We start from the raw sequence: 15,913 nt of genomic DNA on the forward strand, positions 1-15,913 counted from the left end.
GAAGTCGAACAATGAACAGGATTTTCTCCACCCTCGGTTTTTCGCTATGGATAGCGTTGCTTTCACCGATGGTTCAGGCGGCCAGCCTCAAGACGCTGGATGTCGCGGCGTTACCGGGTGACCGCATCGAGTTGAAGCTGTCGTTCGACAGCCCGCCACCGCAACCCAAGGGCTACACCACCGAATCGCCGGCGCGCATCGCCCTGGATCTGCCGGGTGTCGCCAGCCAACTGACGAGCAAGACTCGCGATCTGGGCAGTGGCAACGCGCGAACCGCAACGGTGGTCGAGGCCAACGACCGGACGCGCCTGATCATCAACCTGACGCAACTGACGCCCTATACCTCGCGGGTCGAGGGCAACAATCTGTTCGTGGTGGTCGGGCAGGGCACCAAGCCTGCTGCGCCACGGCCCGCCGCTGTTGCGCCGCGACCGGTCGCAGCACCGGCGAAGGCTTACACCCCCGTCGCCAAAACCATTCGCGGCGTGGACTTCCAGCGCGGCACCGCGGGAGAGGGCAACGTCGTCATCGATCTGTCGGACCCGACCATCGCTCCGGACATCCAGGAGCATGACGGCAAGATCATCCTCAGTTTTGCCCGCACGCAGTTGCCCGACAGACTGCGAGTACGCCTCGACGTCAAGGACTTCGCCACCCCGGTGCAGTTCGTCAATGCCGCCGCCACTGGCGATCGTGCGGTGATCACCGTCGAACCCAGCGGCACGTTCGACTATTCCACCTATCAGACCGACAACAAACTGACCGTCAGCATTCGCCCGATGACCGTCGATGACCTGCAAAAGCGTAACGCCGACCGCAACAGCTACAGCGGCGAAAAGCTTTCGCTGAATTTCCAGGACATCGACGTGCGCTCGGTGCTGCAACTGATCGCCGATTTCACCAACCTCAATCTGGTGGCCAGCGATACGGTGCAGGGCGGGATCACCTTGCGCCTGCAGAATGTGCCATGGGACCAGGCGCTGGATCTGGTGCTGAAAACCAAAGGCCTGGACAAGCGCAAGATCGGCAATGTGTTGCTGGTGGCGCCGGCCGATGAAATTGCCGCTCGCGAGCGCCAGGAACTGGAGTCGCAGAAACAGATCGCCGAACTGGCACCGCTGCGTCGCGAGCTGCTGCAAGTGAACTACGCCAAGGCCGCGGACATCGCCAAGCTGTTTCAGTCGGTGACCAGCGCCGAAGCGAAAATCGATGAGCGCGGCTCGATCACGGTGGATGAGCGGACCAACAACATCATTGCCTACCAGACCCAGGATCGTCTCGATGAACTGCGGCGGATCGTGGCGCAACTGGATATTCCGGTGCGTCAGGTGATGATCGAGGCGCGGATCGTCGAAGCCAACGTCGATTACGACAAGAGTCTGGGTGTGCGCTGGGGCGGTTCGATCCAGAACAAAGGCAACTGGAACACCTCCGGGGTCAGTAACGGCACCTCGACCACCATTGGCACTCCGGGCAGCACCAGCACCAACTCGCCGTTCGTCGACATGGGCACGGTTGGTAACACCTCGGGGATCGGCATCGCCTTCATTACCGATAACGTGCTGCTCGATCTTGAGCTGACGGCGATGGAAAAAACCGGCAACGGCGAAATCGTTTCCCAGCCTAAGGTAGTCACCTCCGACAAGGAGACGGCGAAGATCCTCAAGGGCACGGAGATTCCGTATCAGGAAGCCAGTTCCAGCGGTGCGACGTCGGTGTCGTTCAAGGAGGCTTCGCTGTCGCTGGAAGTGACGCCGCAGATCACCCCCGACAACCGCATCATCATGGAGGTCAAGGTCACCAAGGACGAACCGGACTACCTGAACAAGGTGCAGGATGTACCGCCGATCAAGAAGAACGAAGTCAACGCCAAGGTGTTGGTGAACGACGGTGAGACCATCGTGATTGGGGGCGTTTTCTCAAATACTCAAAGCAAGGTCGTAGATAAGGTGCCATTTCTTGGCGATGTGCCGTATCTTGGCCGCCTTTTCCGGCGTGATGTGGTTTCGGAGAAAAAATCCGAGCTGCTGGTATTTCTCACTCCGCGTATCATGAATAACCAGGCGATTGCTGTGAGTCGTTGATTCTGTGCGAAATTTGATTCTTGTAGGACCGATGGGCGCTGGAAAAAGCACCATCGGCCGGTTGCTGGCCAAAGAGCTGCGCCTGCCGTTCAAAGATTCCGACAAGGAAATTGAACTGCGCACGGGCGCCAATATCCCGTGGATCTTCGACAAGGAAGGCGAGCCCGGCTTTCGTGACCGTGAGCAGGCAATGATCGCCGAGCTGTGCGCGTTCGACGGCGTGGTGCTGGCGACCGGCGGCGGAGCGGTGATGCGCGATGCCAACCGCAAGGCCCTGTACGCGGGCGGGCGGGTGGTGTATCTGCACGCCTCCGTCGAGCAGCAGGTCGGGCGTACCTCGCGCGATCGCAATCGTCCCTTGTTGCGCACCGCCGATCCGGCGAAAACCCTGCGTGACCTGCTCGAGATCCGCGATCCGCTCTATCGGGAGATTGCCGATCTGGTGGTGGAAACCGACGAGCGGCCACCGCGCATGGTGGTGCTCGACATTCTCGACCGTCTGGCACAGCTGCCACCCCGTTAAAGCGCCGCCCGAAATGCGCTATCCTCGGCGTCCTGTCACAGCCGCCGAGGTTGTGGCGGATGGCGTGCGAGCGGCGTCAGATTCGCTATAGGCCGCAGACAACCAATAATTCAGGGCAGGACGCCTGCTTCCATCTTCACTGTGGGGACACATGCAGACACTCAAGGTCGATCTGGGCGAGCGCAGCTACCCGATTCATATTGGCGAAGGTTTGTTGGATCAGCCTGAGTTGCTGGCGCCGCATATTCACGGGCGGCAAGTGGCAATCATCTCCAACGAGACCGTGGCGCCGCTCTATCTCGAACGTCTGACCCGCAGTCTTGCACAGTTCTCGGTGATCTCGGTGGTGCTGCCGGACGGCGAAGCCTTCAAGAACTGGGAAACCCTGCAACTGATCTTCGACGGTCTGCTGACCGCCCGTCATGATCGTCGCACCACCGTGATCGCCCTCGGCGGCGGAGTGATCGGTGACATGGCCGGTTTTGCCGCCGCTTGCTACCAACGCGGCGTCGACTTCATCCAGATTCCTACCACGCTGCTGTCCCAGGTCGATTCGTCGGTGGGCGGCAAGACCGGCATCAACCATCCGCTGGGCAAGAACATGGTCGGCGCGTTCTATCAGCCGAACGTGGTGCTGATCGATACCGCATCGCTGAAAACCCTGCCGGAGCGTGAACTGTCCGCCGGTCTGGCGGAGGTCATCAAGTACGGCCTGATCTGCGACGAACCGTTCCTGACCTGGCTCGAAGACAATGTCGACGCCCTGCGTGCGCTGGACCAGAAGGCCCTGACCTACGCCATCGAGCGTTCCTGCGCGGCCAAGGCTGCGGTGGTCGGTGCCGATGAGAAGGAAACCGGCGTGCGCGCCACGCTCAACCTCGGCCACACCTTCGGCCACGCCATCGAGACCCACATGGGCTATGGTGTCTGGTTGCATGGTGAGGCGGTCGCCGCTGGCACCGTGATGGCGCTGGAGATGTCCGCGCGTCTGGGCTGGATCAGCGAGCAGGAGCGTGATCGCGGCATTCGTCTGTTCCAGCGTGCCGGTCTGCCGGTGATTCCGCCGGAAGAAATGACCGAAGCCGATTTTCTCGAACATATGGCAATTGATAAAAAAGTGATCGACGGTCGTCTGCGCCTGGTGCTGCTGCGCCGGATGGGCGAAGCGGTGGTGACCGCCGATTATCCGAAAGAGGTTCTACAGGCCACGCTGGGAGCGGATTACCGCGCTCTGGCTCAGCTTAAAGGTTAATAAGATTCCGATGACTAGTTTGCATGCCGACGAGGCGTTCCTCGGCCATTTTCAGTTAAGTCACGACCCTTTCGCGCCACGGGTGCCGGGCTTCAAATTCTTCCCGGCCCAGCGCAAACCGGTGCTGGGTCAACTGCACCATCTGGCGCGTTACAGCCAGTTGCTGCTGGTGGTCACCGGCCCGCAAGGCAGTGGCAAGACCCTGCTGCGTCAGGCGCTGGTGGCCAGCACCAACAAGCAATCGGTGCAAAGCGTTGTCGTGTCGGCCCGTGGTGCTGGCGATGCCGCCGGTGTGCTGCGTCAGGTGGCTCAGGCACTGAACGTGGCTCAGGCCGAAGTTGGCGCGATTCTGGATCAGGTAGTGCAACTCGCGCTTACCGGCCAGGAGGTCTATCTGCTGGTGGATGATGCCGAGCAGCTCGACGAATCCGCCCTCGAGGCGCTGATGGCGCTGGGTGCCGGTGCGCCGGAAGGTCGTCCGCACGTGTTCCTGTTCGGTGAGTCGTCGCTGATCGCGCAACTGGAGGCCTTGCACCTCGAGGAAGAACGCTTCCACGTCATCGAACTGCAGCCTTACACCGAAGAAGAGACCCGCGAATATCTCGACCAACGGCTGGAAGGTGCGGGCCGGGGTGTCGAACTTTTCACCGCGGATCAGATCTCTGAGATTCACGAAAGCGCCGAGGGTTGGCCTGGCAACATCAACCAGGTCGCTCGCGATGCACTGATCGAAGTCATGATTGCCAGCCGCTCTGCGGTCAAGCGTCCAAGTATGGGGTTCAACATGCCGAAGAAACACGTATTGGCGATTTCCGCCGTCGTTGTGGTCGCGGTCGCCGCCGCCTGGCTGATGCCGGGTCGCAACAAGGCGCCAACCACCGGCGCACCTGCCAACGAACAGGCACAACTGCCATTGGGCCAAGGCGCCAATGGCGGCGCACCGAACGTCGAGTTCGCCGGCAATACCCAGCCGATGCCGCTGCCGCTGGTCGGCAACTCGCAGCCGGTGATGCGCGGCCCGTTGGCTGAAGCTGCGGGTGGCATCACTGAAGGTGACGACGGCGTGCCTGTCGAAGGCTCCAGCGCAACACCGCCGACCGTAACGACTTCCGCACCACCGGCAGGTGTTCCGGCTGGCCCGGCGCCAACCCCGGTTCCGGCACCCGCGGCCAAGCCGACCCCGGCACCGACTCAGGTCGCCACCGCCAAGCCTGCTCCGGCAGCGCCAGCGGCCAAACCGGCTCCGGCTCCGGCCAAGCCTGTTGCCGCCGCCAAACCGGCCGAGAAGCCGGTTACCGTGGCCAAGGCTGCCGGTGGCAACTGGTACGCCGGTCAGCCGACCAGCAACTACGTGGTGCAGATCCTCGGCACCAGCTCCGAAGCGACCGCGCAGAACTTCGTCAAGGAGCAGGGCGGCGAGTACCGTTATTTCAAGAAAGTCCTCAACGGCAAGCCTCTCTACGTGATCACCTATGGCAACTTCGCCAATCGTGATGCAGCCGTTTCTGCCATCAAGGCCTTGCCAGCGAAGGTTCAGGCTGGTAAACCTTGGCCTCGCACTGTCGCCAGCGTCCAACAGGAACTGGCAACAACTCGCTGAAGATTCGGCGGCCTTACCCAGGCCGCCTCTCCAAGCACCTCAAAATTTCTACAAGTGCGCGCTTCCTTCCAGGTCGCGTGCCTTGTGGTGTCTGCGTCACAGTAGTCTTTGAGTCGTTGCGGTCAAAATTAAAAAAGTTTTGACTAGCACAGCAGATCGCTTTAAACCTTTCACAAATGCGACATGAATTTGCGACATTTCGTCGTCAAATTTGTGAGCCTCTGTGTCGCTGTGTACAATGACCACCCTTTTGCCCCCGCAAAGCCGGCGTACGTTCGGCGCGGCAAGCAAGTGGTTGAATTGAAAAGAAATTTGCCTCGTAAAGAGGCAGCCTGGTGAGAAAGTGTCTATGAAAGCAGGTCTGTACCAACCAGATGAATTCAAGGATAACTGCGGTTTCGGCCTGATAGCCCATATGCAGGGCGAGCCCAGTCATACCCTTTTGCAAACGGCCATCGAGGCCCTGACCTGCATGACCCACCGCGGTGGGATTAATGCCGACGGCAAGACCGGTGACGGTTGCGGTCTGCTGATTCAAAAGCCTGACGCGTTCCTGCGGGCGATTGCCCAGGAAAACTTCAGCGTCGAACTGCCCAAGCAATATGCTGTGGGCATGGTCTTCTTCAACCAGGATCCGGCCAAGGCCGAAGCCGCTCGCGAGAACATGAACCGCGAGATCCTTGCTGAAGGCCTGCAACTGATCGGCTGGCGCAAAGTGCCGATCGACACCAGCGTCCTCGGCCGCCTGGCCCTTGAGCGCCTGCCGCAGATCGAGCAGGTGTACATCGGCGGTGAAGGCCTGAGCGATCAGGACATGGCGGTCAAGCTGTTCAGCGCCCGTCGTCGCTCGTCCGTGGCCAACGCCGCCGACACCGACCACTACATCTGCAGCTTTTCGCACAAGACCATCATCTATAAAGGCCTGATGATGCCGGCCGACCTGGCCGCGTTCTATCCGGACCTGGGTGACCAGCGCCTGCAAACCGCGATCTGCGTGTTCCACCAGCGCTTCTCCACCAACACCTTGCCGAAATGGCCGCTGGCCCAGCCATTCCGCTTCCTCGCCCACAACGGCGAGATCAACACCATTACGGGTAACCGTAACTGGGCGCAGGCCCGTCGGACCAAGTTCACCAACGATCTGATGGATCTGGAAGAGCTCGGCCCGCTGGTCAACCGTGTCGGTTCCGACTCCTCGAGCATGGACAACATGCTCGAACTGATGGTCACCGGTGGCATCGACCTGTTCCGTGGCGTGCGGATGATCATTCCGCCAGCGTGGCAGAACGTTGAAACCATGGACCCGGATCTGCGTGCGTTCTACGAGTACAACTCGATGCACATGGAGCCGTGGGACGGCCCGGCCGGCGTGGTGATGACCGATGGTCGTTACGCGGTGTGCCTGCTCGATCGTAACGGTCTGCGTCCGGCACGCTGGGTTACTACCACCAACGGTTTCATCACCGTTGCCTCGGAAATCGGCGTCTGGAACTACCAGCCAGAGGACGTGATTGCCAAGGGCCGTGTCGGCCCGGGCCAGATCCTCGCCGTGGACACCGAAACCGGGCAGATCCTCGATACCGACGCAATCGACAACCGTCTGAAGTCCCGTCATCCGTACAAGCAATGGCTGCGCAAAAACGCTCTGCGTATCCAGGCGACCATGGAAGATAACGACCACGGTTCGGCGTTCTACGACGTCGATCAGCTCAAGCAATACATGAAGATGTATCAGGTCACGTTCGAAGAGCGCGATCAGGTGCTGCGCCCGCTCGGTGAACAAGGCTACGAAGCCGTGGGTTCGATGGGCGACGACACGCCGATGGCCGTGCTGTCGCAGCGTGTGCGCACGCCGTACGACTATTTCCGCCAGCAGTTCGCGCAGGTCACCAACCCGCCGATCGACCCGCTGCGTGAAGCGATCGTGATGTCGCTGGAAATCTGCCTCGGTGCCGAGCGCAACATCTTTCAGGAATCGCCGGAACACGCCTCGCGCGTGATCCTCAGCTCGCCAGTGATCTCGCCGGCCAAGTGGCGCTCGCTGATGAATCTCGACCGCCCGGGTTTCGAGCGGCAGATCATCGACCTCAACTACGACGAAAGCGTCGGCCTCGAAGCGGCGATCCGCAACGTTGCCGATCAGGCTGAAGAAGCCGTGCGTGCCGGGCGTACCCAGATCGTCCTCAGTGACCGCCATATCGCTCCGGGCAAACTGCCGATCCACGCCTCGCTGGCGACCGGTGCGGTGCACCACCGTCTGACTGAAAAAGGCCTGCGCTGCGATTCCAACATCCTCGTTGAAACCGCGACCGCACGCGATCCGCACCACTTTGCGGTGCTGATCGGTTTCGGCGCCTCGGCGGTCTATCCGTTCCTGGCTTACGAAGTGCTGGGTGACCTGATCCGTACCGGTGAAGTGCTGGGCGACCTCTACGAGGTGTTCAAGAACTACCGTAAGGGCATCACCAAAGGTCTGCTGAAAATCCTGTCGAAGATGGGCATCTCGACCATCGCCTCGTATCGCGGTGCGCAGCTGTTCGAAGCCATCGGCCTGTCCGAAGAGGTTTGCGAGCTGAGCTTCCGTGGCGTGCCGAGCCGCATCAAGGGTGCGCGTTTCGTCGACATCGAAGCCGAGCAGAAAGCGCTGGCCACCGAAGCCTGGAGTCCGCGCAAGCCGATCCAGCAGGGCGGTCTGCTGAAGTTCGTCCACGGCGGCGAATACCACGCCTACAACCCGGACGTGGTCAACACCCTGCAAGCCGCCGTGCAGCAGGGCGACTACGCCAAGTTCAAGGAATACACCTCGCTGGTGGACAACCGTCCGGTGTCGATGATTCGCGACCTGTTCAAGGTCAAGACTCTCGACAAGCCGCTGGACATCAGTGAAATCGAACCGCTGGAATCGGTGCTCAAGCGCTTCGACTCCGCCGGCATCTCGCTGGGCGCTCTGTCGCCGGAAGCTCACGAAGCCTTGGCCGAAGCCATGAACCGCCTCGGTGCGCGCTCCAACTCCGGCGAAGGCGGCGAAGACCCTGCGCGCTACGGCACCATCAAGAGCTCGAAAATCAAACAGGTCGCCACTGGCCGTTTCGGCGTAACCCCGGAATACCTGGTCAACGCCGAAGTGCTGCAGATCAAGGTCGCCCAAGGCGCCAAGCCGGGCGAGGGCGGGCAACTGCCGGGCGGTAAGGTCAACGGGCTGATCGCCAAACTGCGTTATGCAGTGCCGGGCGTGACCCTGATTTCGCCGCCGCCGCACCACGACATCTACTCGATCGAAGACTTGTCGCAACTGATCTTTGACCTGAAACAGGTCAACCCGAAGGCGCTGGTCTCGGTGAAACTCGTGGCTGAAGCGGGCGTCGGCACCATCGCTGCCGGTGTGGCCAAGGCCTATGCGGACTTGATCACCATCTCCGGCTACGACGGTGGCACCGGTGCTTCGCCGCTGACCTCGATCAAATACGCTGGCGCACCGTGGGAACTCGGCCTCGCTGAAACTCACCAGACCCTGCGCGGCAACGACCTGCGCGGCAAAGTCCGGGTGCAGACCGACGGCGGCTTGAAAACCGGCCTCGACGTGATCAAGGCGGCCATCCTCGGCGCCGAAAGCTTCGGCTTCGGTACCGCGCCGATGATCGCGCTGGGCTGCAAATACCTGCGCATCTGCCACCTGAACAACTGCGCCACCGGCGTTGCGACGCAGAACGAGAAGCTGCGCAAGGATCACTACATCGGTACCGTCGACATGGTGGTGAATTTCTTCACCTACGTCGCCGAAGAAACCCGTGAGTGGCTGGCCAGGCTCGGCGTGCGTTCCCTCGAAGAGCTGATCGGTCGTACCGATCTGCTGGAAATCCTCGAGGGCCAGACCGCCAAGCAACACCATCTGGATCTGACCCCGCTGCTGGGCAGCGATCACATCCCGGCGGACAAACCGCAATTCTGCGGCGTTGAGCGCAACCCGCCGTTCGACCAGGGCCTGCTGGCCGAGAAAATGGTCGATATGGCGACCTCGGCGATCAATGACCTCAGCGGTGCCGAGTTCGAACTGGACATCTGCAACTGCGACCGTTCGATCGGTGCGCGGATCTCCGGCGAAATCGCACGCAAGCACGGCAATCAGGGCATGGCCAACGCGCCGATCACCTTCCGCTTCAAAGGGACGGCCGGTCAGAGCTTCGGCGTGTGGAACGCCGGCGGTCTGAACATGTACCTGGAAGGCGACGCCAACGACTACGTCGGCAAAGGCATGACCGGCGGCAAACTGGTCATCGTGCCGCCGAAAGGCAGCGTCTATCAGACTCAGAACAGCGCCATCATCGGCAACACCTGCCTGTACGGCGCCACCGGCGGCAAGCTGTTCGCCGCCGGCACCGCGGGCGAGCGTTTTGCCGTGCGTAACTCCGGTGCCCACACGGTTGTGGAAGGCACTGGCGATCACTGCTGCGAGTACATGACCGGTGGTTTCGTCTGCGTCTTGGGCAAGACCGGTTACAACTTCGGCTCTGGCATGACCGGTGGTTTCGCCTACGTGCTCGATCAGGACAACACCTTCGTTGACCGGGTCAACCACGAACTGGTGGAAATCCAGCGGATCAGCGGCGAGGCGATGGAAGCCTACCGCAGCCACCTGCAGAACGTGCTGAACGAGTACGTCAAGGAAACCGAGAGCGAGTGGGGTCGTGAGCTCGCCGAAAACCTTGATGACTACCTGCGTCGTTTCTGGCTGGTCAAGCCTAAGGCTGCCAACCTGAAATCGTTGCTTTCCAGCACTCGTGCCAACCCGCAGTGATATGCGCCTGAAGAGTTTGATGAGGTTTTAACAATGGCTGAACGTCTGAATAACGACTTCCAGTTCATCGATGTCGGGCGCAAGGATCCGAAGAAGAAACTGTTGCGTCAACGCAAGAAAGAGTTCGTCGAGATCTACGAACCGTTCAAACCCCAGCAGTCGGCCGATCAGGCCCACCGCTGCCTGGGTTGCGGCAACCCGTATTGCGAATGGAAGTGCCCGGTGCACAACTTCATTCCCAACTGGCTGAAGCTGGTGGCCGAGGGCAACATCCTCCAGGCCGCCGAGCTGTCGCACCAGACCAACACCCTGCCGGAAGTCTGCGGCCGGGTGTGCCCGCAGGATCGGCTGTGCGAGGGTGCCTGCACCCTCAACGACGGCTTCGGCGCGGTGACCATCGGTTCGGTCGAGAAGTACATCACCGATACCGCGTTCGCCATGGGCTGGCGCCCGGACATGTCCAAGGTCAAACCGACCGGCAAGCGTGTCGCGATCATCGGTGCCGGCCCGGCGGGTCTGGGCTGTGCCGATGTGCTGGTGCGTGGCGGCGTGACCCCGGTGGTGTTCGACAAGAACCCGGAAATCGGCGGTCTGCTGACCTTCGGCATCCCCGAGTTCAAGCTAGAGAAGACTGTGCTGAGCAATCGTCGCGAAGTCTTCACCGGCATGGGCATCGAGTTCCGCCTCAATACCGAGGTCGGCAAGGACGTGACCATGGAGCACCTGCTCGCCGAATACGATGCGGTATTCATGGGTATGGGCACCTACACCTACATGAAGGGCGGTTTTGCCGGTGAGGATCTGCCGGGCGTTTATGACGCGCTGGACTTCCTGATTGCCAACGTCAACCGCAACCTGGGCTTTGAAAAGTCGCCGGAAGATTTCGTCGACATGAAAGGCAAGAAGGTCGTGGTGCTCGGCGGTGGCGACACGGCGATGGACTGCAACCGCACCTCGATCCGTCAGGGCGCCAAGTCGGTGACCTGCGCCTATCGTCGTGACGAAGCGAACATGCCCGGCTCGCGCAAAGAGGTGAAGAACGCCAAGGAAGAAGGCGTGAAATTCCTCTACAACCGCCAGCCGATCGCGATCGTCGGTGAAGACAAGGTCGAAGGCGTGAAGGTGGTCGAGACCCGTCTCGGCGAACCGGATGCCCGTGGCCGTCGCAGCCCCGAGCCGATCCCGGGCTCCGAAGAGATCATCCCGGCCGATGCCGTGGTCATCGCGTTCGGTTTCCGCCCGAGCCCGGCGCCGTGGTTCGAACAGTTCGAAATCCAGACCGACAGCCAGGGCCGCGTCGTTGCGCCTGAGCAGGGTCAGTACAAGCACCAGACCAGCAACCCGAAAATCTTCGCCGGTGGCGACATGGTGCGCGGTTCCGACCTGGTGGTGACGGCAATCTTCGAAGGCCGCAATGCCGCCGAAGGGATCCTCGATTACCTGGGCGTCTGATTACATTTCAGCCTGAAATGCGATCAGAAATGTGGGAGCGGGCTTGCTCGCGAAGGCTTTGTAACAGTCACCCGATGTATTGACTGACACACCGCTTTCGCGAGCAAGCCCGCTCCCACATTGGTTTCTGTGCGCTCAATACAACGCAACAAATTGACCCGATAGACAAAAGGCTGACCTGCATCCGTGCCTTTTGCGTCGCGCTCTGAGAAAATGCCCGCACTTTTTTTCCGGATGCCGACATGACTGCCCTGAAGAACGACCGTTTCCTCCGCGCCCTGCTCAAGCAACCCGTTGACGTCACCCCGGTGTGGATGATGCGCCAGGCCGGCCGCTACCTGCCGGAATACCGCGCCAGCCGTGCCCAGGCCGGTGATTTCATGAGCCTGTGCATGAATCCGGAATTCGCCTGCGAAGTCACCCTGCAGCCGCTCGACCGCTATCCGCAACTGGACGCGGCGATCCTGTTTTCCGACATCCTCACCATCCCCGATGCCATGGGCCAGGGCCTGTACTTCGAGACCGGTGAAGGTCCGCGCTTCAAGAAAGTCGTCAGCACCCTGGCCGACATCGAAGCGTTGCCGATCCCGGATCCACACAAAGACCTCGGCTACGTGATGGACGCGGTCAGCACCATCCGCCGCGAGCTGAACGGCCGTGTGCCGCTGATCGGCTTCTCCGGCAGCCCGTGGACTCTCGCCACTTACATGGTTGAAGGCGGCTCGTCGAAAGACTTCCGCAAGACCAAGGCGATGCTCTACGACAACCCGCAAGCCATGCACCTGCTGCTGGACAAGCTGGCGCAGTCGGTGACCTCGTACCTCAATGGCCAGATCCAGGCCGGCGCGCAAGCGGTGCAGATCTTCGATACCTGGGGCGGCAACCTTTCGGCGGCGGCGTATCAGGAGTTCTCCCTGGCCTACATGAAGAAAATCGTCAGCGGCCTGATCCGCGAGCACGACGGGCGCAAGGTGCCGGTGATCCTGTTCACCAAGAACGGCGGCCTGTGGCTGGAAAGCATCGCCGAGGCCGGTGCCGACGCACTGGGCCTGGACTGGACCTGCGACATCGGCAACGCTCGCGCCCGTGTCGGCGACAAGGTCGCGCTGCAAGGCAACATGGACCCGACCGTGCTCTACGCCAAACCGGAAGCGATCCGCACAGAAGTGGGCCGCATTCTGGCCAGCTACGGCAAGGGCAGTGGTCACGTGTTCAACCTGGGTCACGGCATCACCCCTGAGGTCGACCCGGAGCATGCCGGCGCGTTCCTGCGTGCGGTGCATGAGTTGTCGGCGCAGTACCACGAATAACTTCGCAACATCTGCATAAATAAGCCTGTCCCGTGTTATGCGGGACAGGCTTTTTTTATGCTGCTTCAAATTTTAATTAATCATTTCCTGTTGTAAGAATTCTTTCCTTAGTTGTCGGATTAATTATTGCGGAGACTATTCCTGCTGCACCCGACGATTACTCCTACATAGAACTTTTCTCTATCCACGTAAGGTTTCAGGCATGTGCTCGGCATGGCGCTGAGTGCTGTAATAGAGCCTGGCGTCGGGCCGGGCTCGCTTATTAAGATTTGCCTGGAATAACAATGAAAAAACCTACTTTTAAAAGAAGTGCGTCGACAACATGTGCTTCTTCGTTGATGTTGTTATCGGCCCTGTTGGGTTCTTCGGGCGCAGCGGCCCATGGTTATGTGGAGTTTCCGCCATCGCGCGCTTTTCTCTGTCAGAAGGGGGTGAACACCGCTTGTGGTCAAGCTCAGTATGAGCCGCAAAGTGTCGGTGAAACCTTCAAGGGCTTTCCGGCAGGCGTCGGCGGCGCACCCGGGCAAGGCCCGATTGACGGCAAAATCGCCAGCGGCGGCCACGAGCTGTTTTCTCCCATGGACGTGCAGTCCGCCACCCGTTGGCAGCTCACCGAGCTCAAAGAGCGCACTCTGGATTTCCAGTGGCATTACAAAGCTCCGCACCCTGTAGAAAAACACCAATATTTCATCACCCGTAATGGCTGGAACCCGAATGAATCGCTCAAACGCGCTTCGTTCGAGAGCACGCCTTTTTGCCAGGTCGAGGGTGATTTCCAGCTCCCGGTACCCGGCACCAAGCACCACTGCAGCATCCCCGAGGACAAAAACGGTCACCATGTGATCCTCGCAATCTGGAGCGTCGGCGATACCGCGGCGGCGTTCCACAGCGTCGCTGACGTGAACATCCTCGCAGAAGCCGTGCTGCCGGGTGGTTGGTCTGCCGTTGGCACCATTGCTGCTGCCACGCCGCTGCTGACCGGTGACAAGGTCAAGGCGCGCGCCTTCACCGCAGCGGGTGAAAGCGCGGCTTACAGCGTCGAAATCTCGATCGACAACGCTGAAGACGCCGAGCCGCAAAACTGGTCGTTCAAGCTCGCCCAGCAGATCAACCAGTCGCAGACCCTGATCCGCGCGGGTGTTCGCGATGAAAACGGCGACGTCGAAGCGATTCGTGGCACCAACACGCTGTACGCGCAAAAAGACAGCGGCGTCGTACGCTACGAAGTGCAACTGCTGATGAAAGAGGACACCGACGCGCGCATGGCGGTGACTTCGCAACAACCGGAATACGTGCTCGACAAAGGCCGAACCAAAGTCGATTTCAGCATGATGTCCAACCGCAAAATGAACGTTGAAGCCAACCTGTTCAACGACCAGAACAAGCTGGTCGGCACCACCACTGCTCAAGCCGACAGCGGTGTGACCTCGCTGGCCATGGACATTCGCAGCAACCCCGGCCCGCACACTCTGACCCTGGTGGGTACCACGCTGGATGGCCGCACCACCCGTCAGGACACCCAGCCGGTAAACGTCACGGGTGAAGGCGCGGGTGCCGATTACGACTTCCTGTTCCCTGAAGGACTGAGCGAATACACCGCCGGCACCAAGGTACTGCAAGCGAAAACCGATGAGGTGTTCGAGTGCAAACCGTTCCCGGCATCCGGCTATTGCAAGCAGTACACGCCTGAGGCGAATGCCTTTGAACCGGGCGTTGGCGAGCACTCGGATGTGGCGTGGAACAAGCTCTAAGGCCCGTTCTGCGTAATGGCGTCAGGCGGCCTGAAGGGGGCGTCTGACCGCTGGTGTTTTTCAGGGGCGATTCGAATGATGCTTCCAGTTTATTCCAAGCAACAAATGCTGCTGCATTGGGTGTCGGCAGCGGTGATCCTGTGGACGTTGGTCACCGGGTTCTATGTGGCCAACATTAACGTCGCCAATGACACCAAACAGTGGGTGGCCGGGGTTAATGTTTCGCTGACCACGCTGTTCATTCCAGTGTTTTGCTGGCGTCTGGTGTTGTTTGTCCGCCATCTGCGACATGAGCGCATGGCGCAGGTATCCCCGGGCAAAATGCTCGCCATGTTTGTCCATCGGCTGATCTATGTGCTGGTGGTGGTGGTGCTTTTGAGTGGCGTGTTGATGATGGATCGGCCGATCCCTGTATTCGGCCTGCTCGAGTTCCCTCAACCGCTGAACGATGTAGCGCTGACGGATGGCTTTTTCGTGCTGCACATCTGGGCCTGCACCGGCCTGGCCGTACTGGTCGCCATGCATATCGGCGCGGTGATCCTGCACGAGCTGCGGGGTTATCGCGTGTTGCGGCGCATGTCGTGGCGTTCGCGCATTCGTCAGGCGTGCGGACGTTCGGGATGAGCAACCGGTGAGGATCTTTTCATCATTGAGCCTGTGGGCGCTGCCGGTCGCATGTGCCGTGTTTCTTGCGTGGCAGGAGTGGGCATTTCGCCATGCGCAACGCCTGCCGCTGCCGGTCGCCGTACCGCTGCCGGCTGCGCCCATGCCCGGGCCGTTGAACACCACGGCGGTGGCGACGGTATTCGGCCTCGCAACGCTCACCGCACTTCAGCCAAGTGCCGAGTCGCTGACCCTGCAAGCGACGTTTGTCGCCGACAGTGGCCTGTCGAAAGCGTTGATCAGCACCGCTCAAGGGGCGCGGTTGTATCGGGTTGGCGACGACTTGCCGAGCGGCAGCGTGTTGCGTCGGGTTGAAGCGCAGCACGTGGTGTTATGGAACAAGGGCCGGGAGGAATTATTACCTTTCGCGCGCCCTGCCAGCGCATTCCTCACGCACTTGTCAGCGCCCGCCGAGGCAAAACCCGCTGAGATTTCCGCACGTTTTCTACGCCCGCTCGTCGGGCAGTCAGAGTGACCACATTG

At 60.6% G+C, this 15,913-nt stretch carries 10 protein-coding genes; all 10 read left to right on the forward strand.

Going from position 1 to position 15,913, the window contains the following annotated elements; translation table 11 throughout:
- The first annotated feature begins 11 nt into the window (after positions 1-11).
- Positions 12-2,084 (forward strand): type IV pilus secretin PilQ, encoded by a 2,073-nt coding sequence (gene pilQ / locus CKW11_RS14225; RefSeq protein ID WP_095138009.1) that lies wholly within the window; start codon positions 12-14, stop codon positions 2,082-2,084.
- Positions 2,085-2,088: 4 nt separating this feature from the next.
- The gene (aroK, locus tag CKW11_RS14230) at positions 2,089-2,607 is read left to right on the forward strand and encodes a shikimate kinase AroK (RefSeq protein WP_095138010.1); all 519 of its coding nucleotides are present in this window, start codon (positions 2,089-2,091) and stop codon (positions 2,605-2,607) included.
- 151 nt (positions 2,608-2,758) lie between these two features.
- Positions 2,759-3,859, forward strand: coding sequence for a 3-dehydroquinate synthase (aroB, locus tag CKW11_RS14235; protein ID WP_095138011.1), 1,101 nt, complete (start codon positions 2,759-2,761; stop codon positions 3,857-3,859).
- Between the two features lie 10 nt (positions 3,860-3,869).
- A complete protein-coding gene (locus CKW11_RS14240; RefSeq protein ID WP_095138012.1) occupies positions 3,870-5,459 on the forward strand; it encodes an AAA family ATPase in 1,590 nt (529 codons plus the stop codon).
- A gap of 349 nt (positions 5,460-5,808) precedes the next feature.
- Positions 5,809-10,254, forward strand: coding sequence for a glutamate synthase large subunit (gltB, locus tag CKW11_RS14250; RefSeq protein ID WP_095138013.1), 4,446 nt, complete (start codon positions 5,809-5,811; stop codon positions 10,252-10,254).
- A gap of 33 nt (positions 10,255-10,287) precedes the next feature.
- Positions 10,288-11,706 (forward strand): FAD-dependent oxidoreductase, encoded by a 1,419-nt coding sequence (locus CKW11_RS14255; RefSeq protein ID WP_095138014.1) that lies wholly within the window; start codon positions 10,288-10,290, stop codon positions 11,704-11,706.
- A 242-nt stretch (positions 11,707-11,948) separates the two neighbouring features.
- Positions 11,949-13,016, forward strand: a complete 1,068-nt coding sequence (hemE, locus tag CKW11_RS14260; RefSeq protein WP_007968321.1) for a uroporphyrinogen decarboxylase — start codon at positions 11,949-11,951, stop codon at positions 13,014-13,016.
- Between the two features lie 284 nt (positions 13,017-13,300).
- Positions 13,301-14,767 (forward strand): N-acetylglucosamine-binding protein GbpA, encoded by a 1,467-nt coding sequence (gene gbpA, locus CKW11_RS14265; RefSeq protein WP_095138015.1) that lies wholly within the window; start codon positions 13,301-13,303, stop codon positions 14,765-14,767.
- A 75-nt stretch (positions 14,768-14,842) separates the two neighbouring features.
- A complete protein-coding gene (locus CKW11_RS14270; RefSeq protein WP_095138016.1) occupies positions 14,843-15,391 on the forward strand; it encodes a cytochrome b in 549 nt (182 codons plus the stop codon).
- Between the two features lie 25 nt (positions 15,392-15,416).
- Positions 15,417-15,905, forward strand: a complete 489-nt coding sequence (locus CKW11_RS14275; protein WP_095138017.1) for a type II secretion system protein N — start codon at positions 15,417-15,419, stop codon at positions 15,903-15,905.
- Positions 15,906-15,913: the final 8 nt, after the last annotated feature.

It is taken from the genome of Pseudomonas sp. Irchel s3a10 (assembly GCF_900187525.1).
GTDB classification, from domain to species: Bacteria; Pseudomonadota; Gammaproteobacteria; order Pseudomonadales; family Pseudomonadaceae; genus Aquipseudomonas; species Aquipseudomonas koreensis_G.